Genomic DNA, 19525 nt, shown 5'->3' with positions numbered 1-19525 from the left:
GGCACCGGACCGCGTGCCGAACCGACGCTGCCGCCGCCCGCCCCGGCCGCTCTGCCCACCGGGCGGACTACCGACCGAGCAGTCGACGGGCCTCGGTGGTGGTAAGCGGCGGGCGCTGGGCGAGCTGCGCGAACCCGACCGCACGGGCGACCAGCTGCATGTTGGACTCCACCGGACGGCCCTTGGCATAGGTCACGGTGTCCTCCATGCCGACCCGGAGGTGCCCGCCGGTGGAGAGCGCTGCCAGCAGCACCGGGATGGTGCTGCGGCCGACGCCGGTGGCCGAGAAGGTGGTGCCCGCCGGCAGGTCGCGCAGCAGTTGCTGGGCGGCGACCAGGGTGGCGGTGGTGCCCGGCATGCCGCCCGGCACCCCCATCACGAAGTCGACGTGCACGTGCCCGCCGTGCGGCAGGCCGTACCGGTCGAGCAGACGCTGCAGAGCGGCGAGGTGACCGAGGTCGAAGATCTCGTACTCGGGGAGGATGCCGCGCTCCTGCATCCGGGTGTGCAGGTCGACGATGAACTCCCACCGGTTGAGGAAGACGTCGTCGCCGAAGTTGACGGTGCCCATGGTGCAGGAGGCCATGTCCGGCGCGGCGTCCAGCACCGCCAACCGGTCGGCCGCCGGGTCGGTCACCGCACCACCGGAGGAGAGTTGCACGATCAGGTCGGTGCCCTCGCGCAGCGCCGCCACCGTCTCCCGCAGCCGGCCCTGGTCGAGGGTGGGCCGGGCCTGGTCGTCACGGATGTGGACGTGGATCACGGAAGCGCCGAGCGCCTCGCACTCCTTGGCGGTCAGCAGCAACTCGTCGAGGGTCACCGGCAGCGCCGGCACCTGCGATTTGGCCGACTCCGCGCCGGTCGGGGCAACCGTGATCAACGTCCCTGTCGTCATGCCGGCGATGGTAGCCGCCCCGACCGGCCCCGGTCGACGACCCGACTCGGCCGGGGCCGGAAGATTCCCTCGACAGAAGCGCTGAACCCGAAGGAATTCCGGCCCCCGGGGCACCGATTCGAGATCCTTACTCCGGGTCGATGGCGGCGGCGGTCTCGCCCACTGACAACCGGGCGTCGTCGGGGAGGTTGCGCTTGACCACGGCGAGGGCGACCTGACCCAGCTCGAAGTGGTGCACGGCGGTGCCGACGAAACCGACAGTCCGGCCGTCCAGGGTGACCGGGGTGCCGGCCGCCGGCAGTTGGTCGGTGGTCACCCCGTCCAGGTGCAGCAGGACGAGCCGACGCGGAGGCCTACCCAGGTTGTGCACCCGGGCGACCGTCTCCTGCCCCCGGTAACAGCCCTTGTCCAGGTGCACGGCCGGGGCGATCAGGCCCGCCTCGGCGGGGATCGTCCGGTGGTCGGTGTCCACCCCGACCCGGGCCCGTCGGGCAGCCACCCGCACCGCCTCGTACGCCCACAGCCCGGCCGCCGGGACCCCGCTGTCGCGCAGCTCGGCGGCGACCTGGTCCAGGGCCGGCCGGGGCACCAGCAGGTCCACGCCGAGCGGCACCCGTCGGGCCCACCCGCCACCGGGCAGCGGCTGCACGTCGTACCCGATGGTGGGTCGGGGGGGCAGCTCGCCGGAGCGGAACTTCGGACCCGGCACCGCGAGCACCTCGGGCGCGGTCAGGCCGGTGACGCCGAGCGCCGCGACGGCGTCGGTGGCCTGCGGCCCGACCAGCGTCAGCAGCGCGTGGTCGGTGGTGGCGTCACGCGGTTCGACCTGGCTGAAGAACCGCATCTTCTCCAGGTAGGTCAGCAGGCCGGCGGTCATCCCCGGCTCGGTGTCCAGCCAGGTGGTCCCGCCGTCCTCGGCGACCATCGCGTGCTGCTCGACGTGCCCGTGCGGGCTGAGCACCAGCAGCTCGGTGCCCTGCCCGGGGCCGAGCGCGGCGAGGTGCTGGCTGGTCAGGGTGTGCAGCCAGCCGATCCGCTCCGGGCCGGCGACGGCGACGACCCCCCGGTGCGAGCGGTCCACCAGACCGACCCCGGTGGCCAGGGTGCGCTGCTCGCGCATCGGGTCGCCGTAGTGCGCGGCGACCCCCCGGACCCCGGCCGCCCGGTGCTCGGCGTCCGGCTGGTCCCGGCTGGCCTCGTCGATCGCCTCGACGGCCACCGCTCCCGCGATGTCGATCATGTCGGTTCCCCGTCCTCACAGTTGCCGCAGACGCCGAAGAGCGCCACGTGCCCGATGTCCACCCGGAAGCCCCGCTCGGTGGCGAGCCGCTCGGCAAGCGGGCGCATCGACTCCGGGTCGATCTCGTCGATCGCGCCGCACTCCCGGCAGACCAGGTGGATGTGCTGGTGCTCACCCGCCGCGTGATAGGTCGGCGAGCCGTGCGACAGGTGGGTGTGGGTCACCAGACCGAGCCGTTCCAGCAGCTCCAGCGTCCGGTAGATGGTGGTGATGTTGACCCCGGCGGCCACCTCCCGGACGGCGGTGTGCACCTGCTCCGGTGTGGCGTGCCCCAGGTCGAGCACGGCCTGGAGGACCAGTTGCCGCTGCGCCGTCAGTCGCAGCCCACGGGAGCGGAGCATTTCCGCCAGGGAGGATTCGGACACGGTCCGATCATAGTTCGGCAACCGCCGATCATCGCCCGGCCACCACCCGGCCACCGGTCATCGGCCGACCACGGTCGTCGGCCGGCCATCGCCGGGCCACCGGCCGGGCCGGGGTACGCCGCTAGGCTCGGCGGTCATGGTGGGATCGAGGATCGCCGTGCTCGGTCGGGGCGTCGTCCCCGCGACGGAGCCGGTGCTGCGCGGGGACGACCTGGGTGTGCTGCGCGGGGACGGGCTCTTCGAGACCATGCACCTGCGCGGCGGACGCCCCTGGCTGCGCACCGCCCACCTGGCCCGGCTGCGGGCCGGCGCCGCCGCCCTGGAGCTCCCGCTCCCCCCGGAGTCGGCGCTGGTGGAGCTGCTTGACGACCTCGCCGCCGGATGGCCCGCCGAGGTCGAGGGCGCGTTGCGCCTGGTCTGCACCCGGGGGCCCGAGGGCGGCGGGCTGCCGACGGTGTACGCCACCCTGGCCGAGGTGCCGGCCGCCGCGAGGCGACTCCGCCGGGCCGGGGTCACCGTCGCCACCCTCCCCCTCGGGGTGCCGGCGACGGCCCGCGCCGAACTGTCCTGGCTCCCGACCGGCATCAAGTCCATCTCGTACGCGGCCAACAGCGCCGCCCGTCGCCGGGCCGCCCGCAGCGGGGTGGACGACGTGCTGTGGGTCTCGACCGACGACTACGTGCTGGAGGCACCCAGCGCGAACGTCGTCTGGCTGGACGGCGACACCCTCTGCGCCGTCCCGCCCGCAAGCACCGGCATCCTGCCCGGCACCACCTGCGGCTGGCTGCTCGCCCACGCCGCCGAGGTGGGCCTGGGGCAGGCCGAACGCATGGTCACCCCGGCCGGGCTGCACGCCGCCGCCGGGATCTGGCTGACCTCGTCGCTACGCGGCCTGGTCGAGGTCAGATCCCTCGACGGTGCCACCCGCCCGCCCGCCCCGCACACCCCCCGCCTCCAGGAGCTGCTGGGCTTCGACCTCGGCTGACCGACGTCCCCGCCGGGCGGCGGGGTCAGCCGGCGACCCGGATCAGCCGGGCGGACAGGTGCGGAGAGAGACTGTGGCCCACACCGGCCATCTCCTGGGCGTAGAGCAGTGCCCCCTCGACGATGCCGAAGAGCCGGGCGCCCGCCGTCACCTCCTTGGCGGTGGCGGTACGCACCACCGCGTCGGTGGCGAACTCGATCTGGGTGCCGGTGCGCTTGCCGATGTGCAGCTCCATGATGCCGGTCGGGGTGGTCATCAGGGCTTCCAGCTCGTCGGTGACCCGCTCACCGTCCATGACCGGACGCCACCAGCCCACCTCGCGCCCGGCCGGGCGGATCGGGCGGCTCTCGTCGTCGAGCAGCCAGGCCCGGGACTCGTAGAACAGGAACGGCCGACCGTCGTGGCTGATCCGGATCTCCTGGCCGTAGTCGAAGTCCTCGATGGTGGGGAAACCGCCCCGGCCCCGACCGCGCCACACCCCGACGTACGGCAGCAGACCGTCAAGCGCCCGGTGCAACTTCGGGCCGACCCGCAGGTCGTGGCTCTCCTGGTAGGGGTACTCCTCGACCGGCGGCGCGTTCAACCACGGCGGCTGAAGGGGATTCTCGTCGCTCACCGGATCTCCTTCGTTCGCGACTGCGGGGCTCGCAACCCCGGCTCACTCCTCGCGCTCACCGGGCCACTTTCGTTCGCGACTGCGGGGCTCGCAACCCCGGCTCACTCCTCGCGCTCACCGGGCCACTTTCGTTCGCGACTGCGGGGCTCGCAACCCCGGCTCACTCCTCGCGCTCACCGGTTCACCACTTACCTCTCGACAGGCGTACGGCCAGGTAGACCAGGCCACCGGCGAGCGCGCCCAGGCCCGCGACCAGCAGGCTGACGAACCCGATCTCGGTAACCATCATGGTCATCCTATGCTGGGTCCCATGGGCCGCACTCTCGTCGTCAAGGCCACCGCCGGAGCGGACGCCCCGGAGCGGTGCGCGCAGGCGTTCACGGTGGCGGCCACGGCCGTCGCGGCCGGGGTGCCGGTGTCGCTCTGGCTGACCGGTGAGTCCACCTGGTTCGCCGTGCCCGGTCGGGCCGAGCAGTTCGCGTTGCCGCACTCCGCGCCGCTGGCCGACCTGCTCGGCGTCGTCCTCGCCACCGGTCAGGTCACCGCCTGCACCCAGTGCGCCGCCCGCCGCGACATCGGCCCTGACGACGTGCTGCCCGGCGTACGGATCGCCGGGGCGGCCGTCTTCGTCGAAGAGTCGATGGCCGAGGGCGCGCAGGCCCTGGTCTACTGACCCGTCGGCGCGAAGCCGCCGGCCGACGCCCGTGCGGGGGACGCCGATCGGCCCGTACGGCGACACCGATCGGCCCGTGCGGGAACGTCGAGCAACCGGTGCGGGAGCACCGGCACGTCGGTCCGCTTTGCGTACAGTGCCGATAAAGCGCCTGTCTGTTCGCTTATTGCCTACCATGCGAAGGTGAGCCAGGCGACGGAGGAGTTCTTCGCGGCGCTGCCGGCGCGTGCCCCGGCGGTCCTGCGGGGCCCTGTCGTCGGAACCCTCCAGATCGACCTCTCCGCCGGCAACCGCACCGAGCACTGGCTGGTGCGGATCAGCCCCGGCAAGGCGGTGGTGGAGCAGGCCCAGGGCGCGGCGGACGCGGTGTGGAGCAGCAGCGCCGACCTCTTCGACAGGCTGGTCACCGGCCGCGCCCAGGCCATCTCGGCGGTGCTGCGCAACGAGTCCACGTTCAGCGGGAACGTGATGCTGTTCCTGGTCTTCCGGCACTTCTTCCCCGACCCACCGGGGGCACGGGACCCCCGGGAGACCGCCCGCGAGCAGACCGGGCGGGCGTGATGCAGCAGCGGGTCAGCATCCTCGACGGCAACACCTTCCTGGTCTGCGACCGCAGCGGGGACGTCGAACCCTCGTTCGACTTCCCCACCGGGCTGTTCTCCTTCGACACCCGGTTCCTCTCCACCTGGCTGCTGACCCTCGACGGGGAACGCCTGCACGCCCTCTCGGTCGACGACGCGCACTCCTACCAGACCCGGTTCTTCCTGGTCCCCGGCGAGCCGACGCACTATCTCGACGCCAAGGTGTCGGTGATCCGCAGCCGGTCGATCGGCGGCAACTTCACCGAGGATCTGACAGTGCTCAACCACTCCGGCCGGGAGGTGCGGTTCCACCTGCGAATGGAGATGGGCTCCGACTTCGCCGACCTCTTCGAGATCAAGCACCAGCGACCGAAGAAGGGCCGTACCAGCGCCGAGGCCGGTGAGAACGCGCTGCGGCTGACCTACCGCAGGGAGGCCTTCCACCGGGAGGCCACGGTCACCAGCAGCGCCGACGCCGACGTCGACCAGGCCGGGATGACCTGGTCGATCACCGTCGGGCCGCACTCCGAGTGGAGCACCTGCCTGACCGTGACACCTGTCATCCACGGTGCCCGGGACGAGGACGTCCGGGCGGTCACCCCGTTGGGCGCCGCGCGCGGCCCCGCCGTGATCCGGGACGAGCAGGAGAAGCTTGTCGCCCGGGCACCGCAACTCGGCTGCGACTGTGAGCCGCTCGCCGGGGCGTACCAGCAGAGCCTGCACGACCTGGCGGCGCTCCGGTACGAGTCGATCACGCTGGGCGTCCGGCTGCTCGCCGCCGGTCTGCCGTGGTTCATGACCCTGTTCGGGCGGGACAGCATGCTCACCTCGTTGCAGGTGCTGCCCTTCCTGCCCGAACTGGTCCCACCGACGATCATGATGCTGGCCGGCCTCCAGGGGTTCCGGCTCGACGACTTCCGCGACGAGGAACCCGGCAAGATCCTGCACGAACTGCGGTACGGCGAGACCGCCGGCTTCGAGGAGCAGCCCCACTCCCCCTACTACGGCGCGGCCGACTCGACCCCGCTCTTCGTCATCCTGCTCGACGAGTACGAGCGCTGGACCGGGGACACCGCGCTGGTCAAGCAGCTGGAGGCCCCCGTCCGGGCCGCGCTGCACTGGATCGACACCTACGGCGACCTGCTCGGCACCGGCTACGTCTGGTACCGCAGCCGCAACCCGGAGACCGGGCTGGAGAACCAGTGCTGGAAGGACTCCTGGGACGCCGTCTCCTACGCCGACGGCCGGCTGCCCGGCTTCCCCCGGGCCACCTGCGAGATCCAGGGGTACGCCTACGACGCCAAGCGACGCGGCGCACGGATGGCCCGGCTGTTCTGGAACGATCCGGAGTACGCCGACCGGCTGGACCGGGAGGCGGCGGCACTCAAGGAACGCTTCAACCGGGATTTCTGGATTCCCGGGAAGAACTACTTCGCCCTCGCCCTGGACCCGGACGGCCGGCACGTCGACTCGCTCACCTCCAACATCGGCCACCTGCTGTGGAGCGGCATCGTCGACGAGCCCCGGGCCGCCCTGGTCGCCGAACACCTGCTCGGCCCCCGGCTCTTCTCCGGCTGGGGGGTACGCACCCTGGCCACCGGTGAGGGCCGCTACAACCCGATCGGGTACCACGTCGGCACGGTGTGGCCGTTCGACAACGCCTTCATCGCCTGGGGCCTGAGCCGGTACGGCTTCCGCGAGGAGGCCGGGCGGATCTGCGAGGCGATGCTCGACGCCTCCCGTTACTTCGACGGACGGCTACCCGAGGCGTTCGCCGGCTTCGAACGCCACCTCACCGACTATCCGGTGCAGTACCCGACCGCGTGCAGCCCACAGGCCTGGTCGGCCGGCACACCCCTGCTGCTGTTACGGGTGATCCTCGGTCTCGAGCCGCAGGGCGAGCACCTGATCATCGACCCGATGGTGCCGGAGGGCATGGGCCGGGTCGAGCTGCTGGACATACCGGGCCGGTGGGGCCGGGTCGACGCCCTGGGCCGCAGCCGCACCCCCCACGACCACCCCCACCACGAACACTGACAGCCCCGCCCGTCCCGCCCTGCCCTGCCCTGCCCTGCCCTGCCCTGCCCTGTCCTGTCCCGCCAAATCGTGCTCGATCCACGATCTAGTGGCCTCGAAGCTTGTGAGATGCCACTACATCGTGGACAACACCGTTGCGTCAGGTGGAACGGCTGTTCGTCAACCACCGCCGCCTCGCCGATCATGGAGTTGTGGTGGGTAACAGAACGCCCGTAAACCCCCAAAGTCGGCACCACCACTCCATGATCGCCAAGCGGACCCACCCCGCTCCCCGATCGGGCACTTCCTGTCCCGGGTTGACCAGCCGCCCACGGCGTTAACGCAACGGTGTTGACATCGTGGATCGAGCACGATCTTGGCTGGCCCCGATGTCGCCGCATGAGTCATGGGTGACGGGGGCACGGGTTGGCACGGGGGGCACGGGTTGGCACGGGGGGCACGGGTTGGCACGGGGGGCACGGGTTGGCACGGGGGGCACGGGTGGAGGAGTTCGGTCAGGCGGGGCAGCCGGTGGAGGCGGACAGGCGCACCTGCGCGCCGGTGCCGTCGGCCAGCACGGTGGCCGGGCCGCTGCGGTAGGCGTACACCTCGGGGAGGTCGACCACCGGCGGGCCGGCGGCCAGGGGGCGGAGGCCGGTCAGCGCGACCGGCGCGGCACCGGCCGAGACGGCGAGGGTACGGGCCGTGCCACCCCCGGGGCAGGGGACGCTGACCGATTGCGGGGCGGATTGTGCCGAGCGCCCCAGCGCCCGCAGCGCGGCGTCCAACATCGAATCAGCCGACGCAGCCTGGCCAGAAGGAGCCACCGAGGCAGGAGGGGCAGCCGAAGCAGACGGGGCAGACGGGGCAGCCGGGGCAGCCGGGGCAGCCGATGCCGCCGGGGCAGGTGGGACGACCGGGGACGCCGGGGCAGGGGGTTGGGGATAGCCGGCGCCGATCGGGCGGCAACCGGTGTCGGCGGTGAACCGGACCCGGCCGCCGCTGGTGACCCGGCCCTCCACCGCGACGAACTCCCCCGCGTCAGCGCGCAGACGGGGGCCCGACGAGCCGGCCCGTACCCCGGCCCGCCAGTCGGCCGGCAGCCGGTCGGCGACGCGTTCCAACAACGCCCGCTCACCCCCCTCGGCGACCAGCACGTCCAGCCCCCGGCTCAGGGTCGCGCCGTCCGACATCGGGGTGATCCGGCAGCCGCGCTCGACCTCCGGCCCGGTCAGCACCCAGGCGTCGTCGCCGACCGCCGCGACCAGGTGACCGAGCGCCCGGTCCACGACCGGGCCGGCCTGGGTGAGGGTGCGCTGCTCGCGCACGGTCGGCGGGTCGTCCCGCGCCGACCACCAGGTGAGCACGCCCAACAGCACCGCCCAGGCCACCGTCACCGCCAGCAGCCAGGGCAGCCGGCGACGCGGCGCGGACGGACCGGTCGGTGGGGCGTACCCCGGGTGGACGGCACCGCTCACCGGCTCATCGTGTCACGACCCCACCGCCGACCCACCCGCCGGTCACCGCCACCGCCACCGCCACCGCCACCGCCACCGCCACCGCCACCGCCACCGCCACCGCCACCGCCACCGCCACCGCCACCGCCACCGCCACCGCCACCGCCACCGCCACCGCCACCGCCACCGCCACCGCCACCGGTGGACAACTCCGCCGCCTGTCGAGCCGGTGCGGGACGACCTTTGACGATTCCGGATTCAGGAAAATCCAAAAAACCACGCTGAGTGATTGCGGCAGCCCATCTCGGCATTATTACTTTCAGTAACCCAAAGAGCGCCACCATCAAGCTCCCCGCGAGGCCAAGATCCGCCACACCCCACTGAGCAGCGTAAATGCGGTCACCTCCTCGCCCAGCCCTCACCCTCATGCCAACGCTTTGCTCTGCTGCCCGCTATGCGACACACACCCACGGTTACCGTCGCGCGGGGGGCAGCAGAGCGAAGCGTGCGAAGGGGAGTGGGGGATGGCTGGTATTCGATCACAGAATGTAACGGATGAGCGCGGTCAACCCCGCTATTTCACGCATAGACGGGCAGCATCAGGCTCGACGACAATTCGGAGGCTGGCACCACGTCAAGCCCGCAGCTCCCACGCTGACCCCACACCGCACCCACATCGCGCCGGGCGCCACCACGTCAAGCCCGCGTCGGCAACCGTGACGTCATCCCCACGCTGGCCCGCACCCCGCACCCCGCACCCCGGTCCGGGGATCCGGGACCCCGGATCCGGGACCCGACTGCGGCACCGCATCAGCCGCGCGGCAGAACGAGGTGCCCGCCGGCACCGCATCAGCCACCCGGGACGACGAGTCGCCTGCCGGCACCCCGTCAGCTGCGCGGGACGGCCAAGCGGTAGCCGACGCCGCGTACGGTCTGCACCTGGGGGCCGCCGGACACCGTGCGCAGTTTGCGGCGCAGCCGCTTGACGGCCGAGTGCAGGATCGCCGCGTCACCCAGCCATGCACCGCCCCAGACGGAGCCGAACATCCGTTCGTAGCTCCACACCGCCCCCGGGTCACCGGCCAGCCGGGCCAGCAGTTCCCGCTCCAGCCGGGTCAGCGCCAACGGCTCCCCCTGCCAGGTGACCAGGTGACCGGCCGGGTCGACGACCAGGTCGCCGCAGCGCACCGAGGTGGGGGCTACGGCAGCGGGCACCGCGGGGGCGGGGAAGAGCATGGCGCGCAGCTCGGCCAGGTCCGCGCAGATCACCACCGGCCCCAGGTCGTCGAGCCGGCGGACCACCCGTTCCCGGACGGAGACGTCGGCGCTGACACAGACCACGAACGGGATGTCGACACCGGTCACACGTCCTCCCAGGACCGCACCTGCCGCCCGCTCCCGACGCTCCCGTCTGCCCACGACAGGTGCCGGCACGGCTGGTGTCAGCCTAACGGTCAGCGTGGCGCCTGGTTACTGACCGAATACTGACCGACCCGATCCATTGATCAGCTTGGTTCCCCGGCTGAGCATGATGCACAGCGGCCGTGGGGGGCCGGCCTGCCAGCACCACCAGCACCACCCACCGGCCACCTCCTCAGCCGCTGCGCGTGGCCGCGACCCCGGCACACGCGGCCGGACCCGAACCGATCGGGTCCGACGACGTGGGGAGGAACAGTGCTCAGACGACCGACCGGACGACCGTCCCGGTGGAGACTGGTGGCCGCGCTCGCGGCCGGACTTCTGGGTCTCACCGCCCAGCCTGCCCTACCCGCCGGGGCCGCGCCGGCCGCGCCCCGGGCCACCGTGGACCGGCAGGTCCTCGACGGGCTCGCCGACGGCACCGGGACCTTCCTGGTCTACCTGCGTGAGCAGGCACCGCTCGCCGAGGCGGCCCGGCTGCGCAGCCCGGACGCCCGCGCCGGCGAGGTGCACCGGTTGCTCACCACCACCGCCGAGCGGACCCAACGCGGCCTGCGGGCGGTGCTCGACGAGCGGAAAGCGACCTATACCGCGTACTGGATCGCCAACGCGCTGCGGGTGACCGGGGACCGGGCGCTGCTGGACGTCGTCGCCGCCCGGCCGGAGGTCGACCGGATCGCACCGACCCGCAGCTACCCGCTGGTCCGGCCGGTCCGCGGCACGGCCGCCCGCGCCGGCACGAACGCCGCCGAGTGGGGGCTGACCAACATCGGCGCGCCCCGGGTCTGGGACGAGTTCGGCGACCGGGGCGAGGGCCTGGTGGTCGCCAACATCGACAGCGGCGTGCAGTACGACCACCCCGCGCTGGTCGGGTCGTACCGGGGCAACCTCGGTGGCGGCACCTTCGACCACAACTACGACTGGTACGACCCGGCCGGGATCTGCCCGCAGGACGCGCCCTGCGACAACAACGACCACGGCACGCACACCATGGGCACGATGGTCGGCGCGGACGGGGCCGGCAACCAGGTCGGCGTCGCCCCCGGCGCGAAGTGGATCGCCGCCAAGGGTTGCGAGTCCAACAACTGCTCGGACGCCTCGCTGTTGGCCGCCGGTCAGTGGGTGCTCGCCCCGACCGACCTCAACGGCCAGAACCCCCGCCCCGACCTGCGCCCCGACATCGTCAACAACTCCTGGGGCGGCGACGGCGGCGACCCCTGGTACCAGCAGACAGTGGCCGCCTGGCGGGCCGCCGGGATGTTCCCGGTCTTCTCCTCCGGCAACGACGGCCCGGCCTGCGGCAGCGCCGGCTCCCCCGGCGACAACCCCAACGCGTACGCGGTCGGCTCGTACGACGTGAACAACAACATCTCCAGCTTCTCCGGTCGGGGGAACGCCACCGACCCGGCCGGGTTGAAGCCGAACATCGCCGCGCCCGGCAGCAACGTGCGGTCCAGCGTTCCGGGAGGCGGGTACGCGGCGTTCAGCGGCACCTCGATGGCCGCCCCGCACGTGGCCGGCACTGTCGCCCTGGTCTGGTCGGCCGCGCCCAGCCTGCGCGGGAACGTCGCCGCCACCGAGACGCTGCTCGACCGCACCGCGACGGACGTCGACGCGACCGCCTGCGGGGGCACCGCCGCCGACAACAACGTCTTCGGTGAGGGGCGGCTCAACGCGTACGAGGCGGTGCGGCAGGCCCCGCGCGGGCCGGTGGGCCAGGTCAGCGGCCGGGTCACCGACGTGGCCACCGGCGACCCGGTGGCGGGTGCCACCGTCACCGACGGCGACCGCAGCATCGTCACCGGCACTGACGGCCGGTACACGCTGACCGTGCCGGCCGGCGAGACCACGCTGACCGTCTCCGCGTACGGCTTCCGTACCGCGACCGGCACGGTGACCGTCCCGCAGGACGGCACGGTGACCCGGGACTTCGCCCTGACGGCGACGCCGACGGTCACCGTCTCCGGCCGGGTCACCGACGGTTCCGGGCATGGCTGGCCGTTGTACGCCAGGATCGAGGTCGCCGGCCGCCCCGGCGCACCGGTCTTCACCGACCCGGTGACCGGCAGGTACTCGTTCACAGTGGCCGGCAACACCGACTACAAGCTCACCGTCACCGCGAAGTACCCGGGCTACCGGACGGCGACCAAGGACCTGACCGTCGGCGCGACGGGCGTCACGGCGGACGTCCCGGTGCCGGTCGAGGCGGCCTGTGCCGCCGCCGGCTACACCGGCAGTCTGAGCGCGCCACTGCTGACGCAGAGCTTCGACGGCACCACCGCCCCGGAGGGCTGGTCGGTGCGCAACCGCACCGACAAGGGCGGCTGGGTCTTCGACGACCCGGGCGCGCGGGGCAACCTGACCGGCGGTACCGGCGGGTTCGCGATCGTCGACAGCGACAAGTTCGGCACCGGCAACACCCAGGACACCGACCTGGTCACCCCGGCTGTCGACCTGTCCGCCTCGGCCGCGCCGCTGCTGCGCTTCCGCAGTGACTGGCGGGCGGTCGGGATCACCGACACCGCCGACGTGGACGTCTCCACCGACGCCGGGACGAGTTGGACGAACGTCTGGCACCAGACGGCGAGCCGGCGCGGCCCCCGGGTCGAGGAGGTGCCGCTGACCCCGGCGGCCGGCGCGACCGGGGCGCTTGTCCGCTTCCGGTTCAAGGGCACCTACGCCTGGTGGTGGCAGGTGGACGACGTCCAGCTGGTCAACCGGGACTGCACGCCCGTTCCGGGTGGGCTGGTGGTCGGCAACACCACCGACCGCAACACCGGCACACCGGTCAACGGGGTGACGGTGACCAGCGTGGACCGGCCCACCGACACGGCCGTCTCGGCGGCCACCCCGGACGACCCGAACCTGCCGGACGGCTTCTACCACCTGTTCTCCGGGCTGACCGGCACCCACCCGTTCACCGCTGCCCGGCCGCCGTACACGACGGTCACCCAGCAGGTGACGGTGGTGGCGGACAGCACCCGCCGGGCCGACCTGGCCCTGGCCGCGGGGCGGCTCACCGTCAGCACCACCACGATCGAGGCCCACCAGCCGTACGGCAGCACCCGCAACGCCAAGGTGACGGTACGCAACACCGGCTCCGCCCCGGCGACTGTGGAACTGCTGGAACGTGGTGGCGGGTTCGAGGTGCTGGCCACCGGTGGCGCTCCGCTGCGGGAGCAGGTGGTCAAGGGGATCAGCACCGGTCGTACCGGTGTTCGTTACGGCGGCGGGAACGCGGACGCCGCGCCGCAGGCCGACGACGCCTGGACCAAGATCGCCAACCTGCCCGCCGCGATCTACGACAACGCGGCGGCCAACCTGGACGGCAAGGTCTACTCGGTGGGTGGCGGTGGGGACACCGGCAACGAGCGCAAGGCCTGGGTGTTCGAGCCGGCCACCGGCACCTGGACGGCGCTGCCCGACCTGCCGCACGCCCGGTCCAAGCCGTCCGCCGTGCCGATCGGCGGCAAGCTGTACGTGCTCGGCGGCTGGGGCGCGACTGACGGCACGGAACCGTCGGTGGACGTCTTCGACCCGGCCAGCGGCACGTGGAGCACCCTGGCCGGGGCGGTCAACCCGGCCCCCGCCGCCGCAGCCGGCACCGCCGTCGCGGGCGGCAAGGTCTACCTGGTCGGCGGCTGTGTCGACACCACCTGCACGGAGTCCAGCGAGGTGACGGTCTTCGACCCGCGTACCGGCACGTTCCGGGCCGGGGCGGCCTATCCGCATCCGGTCTCCTGGCTGTCCTGCGGCGGGATCGGCGCACAGGTCTACTGCGCGGGCGGGGTCGCCGCCGACGAGTACACCGACGCCTGGCGGTACGACCCGGCGTCGGACGCGTGGAGCCCGCTGCCGAACCTCCCGGTCGACCTGTGGGGCTCCCAGTACGCCTCGGCCGGCGGCATGCTGGTGCTGGCCGGCGGGGTGACCGGCAACTCGACGTCGGTGACCAACCGGACGGTCGGCTTCGACCCGGTAGCCGGGGCCTGGCGGAACCTGCCCAATGCCCAGTTCGGCAGGTACCGGGGTGCCGCCGCCTGCGGGGCGTACAAGATCGGTGGTTCGCCCAGTTCGTTCGTCGGCTCGGCGGACAGCGAGCGGCTCGGCGGGCTGGAAGGCTGCGCGGACGCCAGTGACCTGCCGTGGCTGTCCACCGCACCGACCAGCTTCACGCTGGCCCCGGGCGCGTCCCAGACGGTCACCGTCACGCTGACCGCCACGGCGGCGGCCGGGGTGGCCCAGCCCGGGGTCTACTCGGGTGAGCTGGGGTTCACCTCGGACACCCCGTACCCGGTGTCGTCGGTCGGGGTCGAGATGAACGTCTCGCCGCCGAACAACTGGGGCAAGATCCAGGGCACGGTGACCGGGGTGACCTGCGGCGGCCAGACCGTCGGCGTCCCGGCCACGGTCCGGCTGAACCTGGTCGGATCGACCACCGGCACCACGCTCACCGCCGACGGCCAGGGCAGGTACGCCTGGTGGCTGCCGAAGGGCCGGTACGAGGTGATCGTGGCGAAGGACAGTTGGGTGCCCCAGGCCCAGCGGACGGTCGTCGAGGCGGGCATCGTCGGCACCCTCGACTTCCGCCTGGCCCCCACGTCGACCTGCGCGGGCGCACGGGTGTCCGGCAGCTAGACCGGTAGGCGCACCACACGGTGGCCGTCGACCCCGCCCGGGTCGGCGGCCACCGCCATGTCCTCAGGTCAGCAGGGCCACCCAGGGTCGTCCTGACCCGGCACCCGCCCTGGGATCCGCGCTCTCCTCGGACCGCCCCCGGGGCCGGGTCGGCCGACCCGGGCCCGGGTGGGCCGGCACCAGCCCGGGGAGCCGTGCACCCCTCGGCTGTCTCGGGTCCCCACACTATGTTCCGAACGGTGTATGCCTGTCCGTCATTTTTATGACGGACAGGCATACACCGTCGCTGAGGAAACAGTCCCCACCGGGTCCGGCCGTTGGCAGCCGACATCGTGTCCATGAGGGCCCAGCGGGCTCGGTGCCCGACGCTCAGCAGGGCCCGGCAGTGCCCAACCGCTGGAGCGCGAGGGGCCCAACCGCTGGAGCGCGCTATTTCGTTGATGTGGTGGCATCCGATCGGGCGGATGCCACCACATCAACGAAACTGAGTTGATCATGATGTCTCGGCACACCCCCGGTCGGCACCCGGGCCGGTAGAGAGCCGCCACGCCGGCCGCCGGGCGGCCCATTCACGCCGCCGACGACTCAACGGGTACCCTTCCGCGCCGCCGACGACCTCGGCGGCGCCCGTTCGCGGCAGCTCGCCGCTCGGGCACCACTACTTCATGGTTGTAGTGGCATCGAAGCAAGCGGATGCCACTACAACCACGAAGTTGAGTCGATCATGGAGGAGGGACTTCACCGTCACCGGGGCCGGCCAGCCCCGCAACCCGAGGAAGCGTCGACCGCCGTCAGGGCTTCCGCAGCCAGGTGGCCGGATCAGTGACGTAGATACCCTTGCCCTGGTGACGGCTGATCACCCCAAGCGCCTCCAGCCGCACGTTGACCAGGTTGATCGTTGACGGGCTGACCTTGAATCGGCTGCACTGCTCACTGATCGAGGGCAGCTTGTCCCCTGGTTTGTACTTGCCCGACCTGACGTCGGCAACAATCTCGTCGGAGATCCGGATGTAGTCCGGGGTCGCAGGCATGGCACTCCTCGCGTGGCACCTGCGATTCGATCACGCCCCCATCACGACGTGCAACTACGCGCTGCAACCGGTCGTTGACTCTTTCCAGTTCTTCAAATAAGTTAGTCGGCGAGCACTCCTCGCGTGGCAACGAGCAGGGCTCTCCCCCGGTCGGGGCGGGTGTAGTGGAAGGGAACCCGCCCGCCCCGGCCACCTTCCACGGCAGCACGATCCCCGCTGCCCCTGCGGAGAGGTGGTCCCCATCGTGTGCAGGTTCCTGCGGCTGTTCCGCCGGAAGCGGTCGACAGCACCCGACCGGCCCGAGACAACAGGCCGGCCCGAGACAACAGGCCGCACCACGGCGGCCGAGCGGCCGCCCGCCCGGCACCGCGACACCAACCGACCCACGAGCTACCAGACCCCGACCGACCGGCCCCGGAACAACCAGGCACCGACCAACCGGCACGCGAGCAGCCGGATCGACAACCGCCCCACCGGGCGGTCCGGGCCGCCGGGGCGGCGGAACACCGGGCACCACTACCGGTCGGCGGCACACCGGCCGCTGTGCGCGAGTCAGGTGCGGCAGCAGTGGTTCGGCCGGTCCCGGAACGGGCTCGACCCGGGCGAGGTGGACGGGTTCCTGCACCGGGTCGCCGACGAGTTGGGCGCGCTGCATGCCGAGCTGGCCCGTACCCGGGAGGAGAACGCGCGGATCAAGGGTGCGCTGCGCGACTGGCAGTCGCGGTTCGGACCCCGGGAGGTGCGGGCGTGACCGGCGTGACCGAGCGCGAGCGGTACGTCGTACACCTGACTGTCGCCGCCGACGACCTGCCGGCGGCGCGGCTGCTGGCCCGCGCGATCGGGCGGTCGCTGGCGTTCCTGCCGGAGTTGGTGCTCGGCGAGACGACGATCTCCGAGGAGGGCGCGACGGACCCGCAGCATCCGGTCTTCTGCGACCGGCCGCTCGGCGGGCGTCGTCGCTGCATCCGGCGGGTCGACCACCAGGGCGGCTGCACCTCGTGACACCGCCGGCCGGGTGACGGCCCGGTGGGCTGCCGGGCGGCGGGCACCTCGCGTCTGCTGGGCGGCGGACACCCGGGGTTGCCGGGCGCTGGCGGGCGGGCTGCGGAGGGTGCGACGGCCCGGGGCCGGTCACCCCGGGTGGGGTGACCGGCCCCGGGCCGATCGAGAGCGTGGGTCAGGCCACCGTGACGGAGACCTCGTTGATGCCCCGGTTGGCGGTCACGGCGGTGTCGCCGTTGCCGTGCCGGGACAGCGCCCGCAGGGTCCAGTTGCCCGGCGCGGCGAAGAACCGGAACTGCCCGGCCGGGGAGGTGACGACCTCGGCGGTGAACTCGCCCGTCGAGTCGAGCAGCCGGACGTACGCGCCCGCCACGGGCTCGCCCGACTCGGCCAGCACCTGGCCGGTGATGACGGTTTCCTTCTCCAGGTCCAGGCTGGCCGGCAGCGGCGCGGACTGGTCCGGGGCGGCGCAGCCGGCGGCGGTGGAGGCGGTGGGAGCAGTCATGGCTCAGGCCTCCCCGGGCTCGTCGCCGAGCGCCACCGGCACGCCGACCAGCGAGCCGTACTCGGTCCAGGAACCGTCGTAGTTCTTCACGTTGGGGTGGCCGAGCAGCTCCTGGAGCACGAACCAGCTGTGCGAGGAGCGCTCGCCGATCCGGCAGTAGGCGATGGTCTCCTTGCCGTCGTCGAGGCCGGCGTCGGCGTAGATCTTGCGCAGCTCGTCGTCGGACTTGAAGGTGCCGTCCTCGTTGGCCGCCTTGGACCACGGCACGCTGATCGCGGTGGGGATGTGCCCGGCCCGCTGCGCCTGCTCCTGCGGCAGGTGGGCGGGGGCCAGCAGCCGGCCGGCGAACTCGTCGGGGCTGCGCACGTCGACCAGGTTCTTGGTGCCGATCGCGGCGACGACCTCGTCGCGGAAGGCCCGGATCGAGGTGTCCGGCTCGCCCGCGACGTACCGGGTGGCCGGGCGGGTCACCGCGTCGGTGACCAGCGGGCGGGCGTCAAGCTCCCACTTCTTGCGACCGCCGTCGAGCAGCTTGACGTCGCGGTGGCCGTAGAGCTTGAAGTACCAGTACGCGTACGCGGCGAACCAGTTGTTGTTGCCGCCGTAGAGGACCACGACGTCGTCGTTGCCGATGCCCCGCGCGGAGAGCAGCGCCTCGAACTGGGCCTTGTTGACGAAGTCCCGGCGGACCTGGTCCTGGAGGTCGGTCTTCCAGTCGAGCTTGACGGCACCGGCGATGTGGCCGGTGTCATAGGCCGAGGTGTCCTCGTCGACCTCGACGAAGACGACGCCCGGAGCGTCGAGGTTCTTCTCGGCCCATTCGGCCGAGACGAGTGCGGTGTCGCGACTCATCAGATCACTCCCTGGTAAGGATGGGTGGTGAGCCAGCGCGGGTGGAGATCGGTGATGTCGCACCATGCGCGGGACCCATAGAGGAACGGATCACGGGTTTGTGCGACGGCGCCGCTGCCGGGCGTTTCTGGAGGGTGGCACCGGAGGTCAGTGGGCCTCGGGTGCGGTGGCCGCTAGGCGGCCGGAGACAGCCCCGCCGTCAGATGACGGAGCGACACAGGCAGGTGGCCACGCGGCACAGGTCGACCGCGCGCCGTTTGGTGAGGTGCGTCCCCATGGTGTCGGAGCCTACCAGCCGTCCCGGAGAGTGCCAGGGGTCGACCACCATACGGGACACGGCCCGGCCTGCCGGGAAACCCCGGGGCCGGGCCGTGCCCAACACTGAGCGCCGGATCAGCTCGCCGAGTTGATCGGGACGTCCTTCGCGTCGGCGGTCACCGTCAGCCCCTCCGGGCGCGGCTCGACCTTGCGCACGTTGAGCTGGAACGGCAGCTCCGGCAGGGGCACGTCGACCGAGATGCCCCGGGCGTAGTTGTTCAGCAGGGTGCGGGCCAGCGGCACCGCCGGCAGCCCCTGGGCGTTCAGGTCACTGAACTTCAACGCCACCTTGCCGTCGTCCGCCACCGTCACGTCGGCGGTGCCGGTGACGGTGAGCTTCTGGCCGAGGATGTCGACGGGCGCGGTCACCGCCAGCTTGCCGTTCTGCTCACCCAGCTTGAGCCCCGGCCGGTCCAGCAGCTTGGCCAGGCTGTCGTAGGTGACCGTGCCGGTGCCGGCCACCGTCTCGGCCACCACGTCACCCTGCCCGGAACGGATGGTGTCCAGCGAGGCGCGCACGTTACGGGCGTCCACGTCGAGCCGGGGCAGGCTGACCGCGTTGCCTTCCACCTTGCCCTGCACGTCGGTCAGCACGATGGAGATCCGCTCGTACCGGCCGTCGACCACCTGGGTGAGGAACGGGAAGCCGCCGACGTCCACCTGGGGCGGCGCGGAGCTGGCGTCCTGCTTGGTGACCTCCTGGGTGACCTGGTCGGCGATCGCCCGCTCGGCCAGGCCGGCCGCCACCCGGTCGGCCACCACCAGCAGCCCGCCCAGGATCAGCACCAGGACGACCAGTACGACGAGCCACCTGCGCCCGCGCCGCCGGGGCCGCTCCTCGTACGTCTGCGCCACACCCGTCTCCGTCCGTC

General features: G+C 72.4%; 19 protein-coding genes and 1 pseudogene. 7 read left to right on the top strand and 13 right to left on the bottom strand.

All coding sequences use genetic code 11. The annotated features are described in order from the left end of the window. Positions 1-67 precede the first annotated feature (67 nt). The 3 genes from OHQ87_RS27525 to OHQ87_RS27515 all read right to left on the bottom strand — a co-directional run bounded on the left by OHQ87_RS27525 (position 68) and on the right by OHQ87_RS27515 (position 2536). A complete protein-coding gene (locus tag OHQ87_RS27525; protein WP_328342560.1) occupies positions 68-895 on the bottom strand; it encodes a 3-keto-5-aminohexanoate cleavage protein in 828 nt (275 codons plus the stop codon). A gap of 127 nt (positions 896-1022) precedes the next feature. Beyond that, positions 1023-2135: a CAF17-like 4Fe-4S cluster assembly/insertion protein YgfZ gene (gene ygfZ / locus OHQ87_RS27520; RefSeq protein ID WP_328342558.1), complete on the bottom strand. Its 1113-nt coding sequence runs from the start codon at positions 2133-2135 to the stop codon at positions 1023-1025. Then, on the bottom strand, positions 2132-2536 hold the full coding sequence (locus OHQ87_RS27515; protein ID WP_328349022.1) for a Fur family transcriptional regulator: 405 nt from the start codon (positions 2534-2536) through the stop codon (positions 2132-2134). Before OHQ87_RS27515 ends, ygfZ begins: the two co-directional genes overlap by 4 nt. A 160-nt stretch (positions 2537-2696) precedes the next feature. Here OHQ87_RS27515 and OHQ87_RS27510 point away from each other — a divergent pair, with 160 nt between their 5' ends. Continuing rightward, the gene (locus OHQ87_RS27510) at positions 2697-3545 is read left to right on the top strand and encodes an aminotransferase class IV (protein ID WP_328342556.1); all 849 of its coding nucleotides are present in this window, start codon (positions 2697-2699) and stop codon (positions 3543-3545) included. 25 nt (positions 3546-3570) lie between these two features. Here OHQ87_RS27510 and OHQ87_RS27505 read toward each other — a convergent pair whose 3' ends face one another. Beyond that, a complete protein-coding gene (locus tag OHQ87_RS27505) occupies positions 3571-4161 on the bottom strand; it encodes an FABP family protein (protein ID WP_328342554.1) in 591 nt (196 codons plus the stop codon). A 181-nt stretch (positions 4162-4342) separates the two neighbouring features. Then, entirely contained in the window at positions 4343-4447 is a 105-nt protein-coding gene (gene mtfM / locus OHQ87_RS27500) for a small membrane protein MtfM (RefSeq protein ID WP_067315095.1), read from the bottom strand. Positions 4448-4459: 12 nt separating this feature from the next. Between mtfM and OHQ87_RS27495 the strand changes: the two genes are divergently transcribed. From OHQ87_RS27495 to OHQ87_RS27485, 3 genes are all read left to right on the top strand, one after another. Next, a complete protein-coding gene (locus OHQ87_RS27495) occupies positions 4460-4834 on the top strand; it encodes a DsrE family protein (RefSeq protein ID WP_328342552.1) in 375 nt (124 codons plus the stop codon). Between the two features lie 183 nt (positions 4835-5017). Continuing rightward, on the top strand, positions 5018-5395 hold the full coding sequence (locus tag OHQ87_RS27490) for an SCP2 sterol-binding domain-containing protein (protein ID WP_328342550.1): 378 nt from the start codon (positions 5018-5020) through the stop codon (positions 5393-5395). Further along, complete coding sequence (locus OHQ87_RS27485; protein ID WP_328349021.1) at positions 5395-7452, top strand: amylo-alpha-1,6-glucosidase; 2058 nt, start codon at positions 5395-5397, stop codon at positions 7450-7452. The genes OHQ87_RS27490 and OHQ87_RS27485 overlap by 1 nt, the downstream gene beginning before the upstream one ends. Before the next feature lie 494 nt (positions 7453-7946). On the opposite strand, the gene OHQ87_RS27480 is transcribed toward OHQ87_RS27485, so the two are convergent. From OHQ87_RS27480 to OHQ87_RS27470, 3 genes are all read right to left on the bottom strand, one after another. Beyond that, the gene (locus OHQ87_RS27480) at positions 7947-8909 is read right to left on the bottom strand and encodes a hypothetical protein (RefSeq protein WP_328342548.1); all 963 of its coding nucleotides are present in this window, start codon (positions 8907-8909) and stop codon (positions 7947-7949) included. Positions 8910-8913: 4 nt separating this feature from the next. After that, complete coding sequence (locus OHQ87_RS27475) at positions 8914-9087, bottom strand: hypothetical protein (RefSeq protein WP_328342547.1); 174 nt, start codon at positions 9085-9087, stop codon at positions 8914-8916. 689 nt (positions 9088-9776) lie between these two features. Continuing rightward, the gene (locus tag OHQ87_RS27470) at positions 9777-10253 is read right to left on the bottom strand and encodes a winged helix-turn-helix domain-containing protein (RefSeq protein WP_328342546.1); all 477 of its coding nucleotides are present in this window, start codon (positions 10251-10253) and stop codon (positions 9777-9779) included. Positions 10254-10562: 309 nt separating this feature from the next. Between OHQ87_RS27470 and OHQ87_RS27465 the strand changes: the two genes are divergently transcribed. Then, positions 10563-14945, top strand: coding sequence for a S8 family serine peptidase (locus OHQ87_RS27465; RefSeq protein ID WP_442930609.1), 4383 nt, complete (start codon positions 10563-10565; stop codon positions 14943-14945). Between the two features lie 791 nt (positions 14946-15736). On the opposite strand, the gene OHQ87_RS27460 is transcribed toward OHQ87_RS27465, so the two are convergent. Further along, on the bottom strand, positions 15737-15976 hold the full coding sequence (locus OHQ87_RS27460; protein WP_328342542.1) for a winged helix-turn-helix domain-containing protein: 240 nt from the start codon (positions 15974-15976) through the stop codon (positions 15737-15739). Between the two features lie 244 nt (positions 15977-16220). Here OHQ87_RS27460 and OHQ87_RS27455 point away from each other — a divergent pair, with 244 nt between their 5' ends. Together OHQ87_RS27455 and OHQ87_RS27450 are read left to right on the top strand one after the other, a co-directional pair. After that, the gene (locus OHQ87_RS27455; RefSeq protein WP_328342540.1) at positions 16221-16727 is read left to right on the top strand and encodes a DivIVA domain-containing protein; all 507 of its coding nucleotides are present in this window, start codon (positions 16221-16223) and stop codon (positions 16725-16727) included. After that, positions 16724-16972, top strand: a pseudogene (locus tag OHQ87_RS27450) (hypothetical protein); the annotation flags it as partial. The gene OHQ87_RS27455 and the pseudogene OHQ87_RS27450, both read left to right, overlap by 4 nt. 181 nt (positions 16973-17153) lie before the next feature. On the opposite strand, the gene OHQ87_RS27445 reads toward OHQ87_RS27450, so the two are convergent. From OHQ87_RS27445 to OHQ87_RS27430, 4 genes are all read right to left on the bottom strand, one after another. Further along, the gene (locus tag OHQ87_RS27445) at positions 17154-17483 is read right to left on the bottom strand and encodes a DUF1416 domain-containing protein (RefSeq protein WP_328342537.1); all 330 of its coding nucleotides are present in this window, start codon (positions 17481-17483) and stop codon (positions 17154-17156) included. 3 nt (positions 17484-17486) lie between these two features. Next, a complete protein-coding gene (locus tag OHQ87_RS27440; protein WP_328342535.1) occupies positions 17487-18335 on the bottom strand; it encodes a sulfurtransferase in 849 nt (282 codons plus the stop codon). 199 nt (positions 18336-18534) lie between these two features. Next, positions 18535-18612: an Ms5788A family Cys-rich leader peptide gene (locus tag OHQ87_RS27435; protein WP_323135737.1), complete on the bottom strand. Its 78-nt coding sequence runs from the start codon at positions 18610-18612 to the stop codon at positions 18535-18537. 116 nt (positions 18613-18728) lie between these two features. Further along, positions 18729-19508 carry an LmeA family phospholipid-binding protein gene (locus OHQ87_RS27430; RefSeq protein WP_328342533.1) on the bottom strand — a complete coding sequence of 260 codons (780 nt, stop codon included), beginning with the start codon at positions 19506-19508 and terminating at the stop codon, positions 18729-18731. Positions 19509-19525: the final 17 nt, after the last annotated feature.

The organism is Micromonospora sp. NBC_00421 (genome assembly GCF_036017915.1).
GTDB lineage: Bacteria > Actinomycetota > Actinomycetes > Mycobacteriales > Micromonosporaceae > Micromonospora.
Note: the sequence above shows the minus strand (reverse complement) of the source record. Positions and strands in the feature narration are given on the sequence as shown.